The 1,741-nt window shown below is 59.7% G+C and carries 1 protein-coding gene; it reads left to right on the top strand.

Features of this window, described 5'->3' with window-relative positions; genetic code table 11:
- Positions 1-236: 236 nt before the first annotated feature.
- Complete coding sequence (locus tag ABX749_RS31810) at positions 237-1,610, top strand: Gfo/Idh/MocA family protein (RefSeq protein WP_372899577.1); 1,374 nt, start codon at positions 237-239, stop codon at positions 1,608-1,610.
- Positions 1,611-1,741: the final 131 nt, after the last annotated feature.

The following is a 1,741-nucleotide window of genomic DNA, read 5'->3' as shown; positions in this document are numbered from 1 at the left end:
GGGTTCGCGCTGCCATCCGTGGGACCTCTTTTCGATCGTCAGCCCGGTGGAAATCGTGAAACGCCCCGTCCAGATTGCATCAACCAACCACCAGGGCATTCGGCGGTTCGATTCCCGGATCGAAGATCGGCTGGACACCGACACGCTTGCCCCGGCGGCTTGCGGATCGACTATTCTATTGGGCTTCCGATCCATTTCCCTTCCACCGCTCTCCTTCTTCCCAACGGATTTCTGACATGTCAACGACTCGTCGTCAGTTCATCAAGACCGCGGCCGCCGGATCGGCTGCTGCTGCAACGGTTTCCGGCTTGCCTTTCGAAGCCCCCGTGATCGCGCAAGACACACTCCCCAAGCTGCGACTGGCATCGATCGGCGTCGGCGGGTCGCGGGGACGTTACAACCGCGGCGGCCAGATCGCCCGCGAGGCGGCAAAGTTTGCCGAGATGATCGCGGTCTGTGACGTCGATGATCGCCACACCGAAGAATTCAATCAGGCGTTCGGCGGCAAACTGGCCAAGTACCGCGACTATCGCGAGATGCTGGAAAAGGAGAAGCCTCAAGTCGTCACCATCGGGACCCCGGACCATTGGCACGTGCCGATCGCCATCGCGGCCCTGCGCAGCGGCGCCGATGTGTACTGCGAAAAACCGCTCACCTTGACGATCGACGAAGGCAAGCAGATTCGCGCGGTCGTTGAAGAAACCGGTCGCGTTTTTCAAGTCGGCACGCAACAACGCAGCAGCAAGAGTCTGTTCTTGATGGCGATCGCCATGGTCCACACCGGACGACTCGGCGAAAACGTCAACGCCTACGTCGCCATCGGCGGTGCTCCGGGGGACGGCCCGTTCGAAACCACCGATGCGCCCGACGATCTGGACTGGAACCTGTGGGTCGGGCCGGCACCGGACGCGGAGTACTGTGAAGAGCGGCGAAAGATGTTCCGCTGGTACTTCGAATATTCCGGCGGCAAGATGACCGACTGGGGGGCCCACCACATCGACATCGCGCAGTGGGCTCTGGCGCCGGGTGAAGACGGACCGACTCGAATCAAAGGGACCGGTCAATTCCCCAAATCGGTTCCCAGCGACTTGGACTGGGCCGCGTTCCTCGATGGCGACATCTCCTTGCCCAACGCGTTCAATACCGCGACCAAGTTCAGCATCGATCTGAAGTACGACAACGGCTCGTTGATCAGCGTGAACGATCATTACAAACGTGAAGCTGACAACGTTGATTTCCCCAACGGGATCCTGTTCGAAGGCGACAAGGGACGGATCTTCGTCAACCGTGGAAAGCTGGAAGGTTCACCGGTCAACAGTTTGACCGACAGCGACAAAGCTGAGTTGAACGATTACATCGTCGAGTTGTGCAAAGGCAAAAAGCCCGGCAGTCACATGGGCAACTTCTTTGAGTGCATCGGTGATCGTGGCAAGCCGATCTCGGATGTCTGGTCGCATCACCGCACGATGACCTCTTGTCACTTGTGCAACATCGCCCTGATGACCGGTCGCGAACTGACTTGGGATCCCAAGCAGGAGGTGTTCGTCGGCGACGATGACGCCAACAAACTGCTCGGCCGCAAGTCCCGAGATTTCTCGACCGTCGGCTGATCGCAGCCGAGGAGGCGTCAGGCGTCGAAATTGATTCGCTTCGTTTCGCTGCCCGCACGCAGCATCGCGTAGCTCCATTCGGCGGTGACGGAGTCACCGCTGTCGGCAAATTCGCGAATCAACCAGCCCCG

Source organism: Stieleria sp., assembly GCF_041595215.1.
GTDB lineage: Bacteria > Planctomycetota > Planctomycetia > Pirellulales > Pirellulaceae > Stieleria > Stieleria magnilauensis.
The sequence above is the reverse complement of the archived record's forward strand: the minus strand, read 5'-3'. Positions and strand labels throughout refer to the sequence as shown.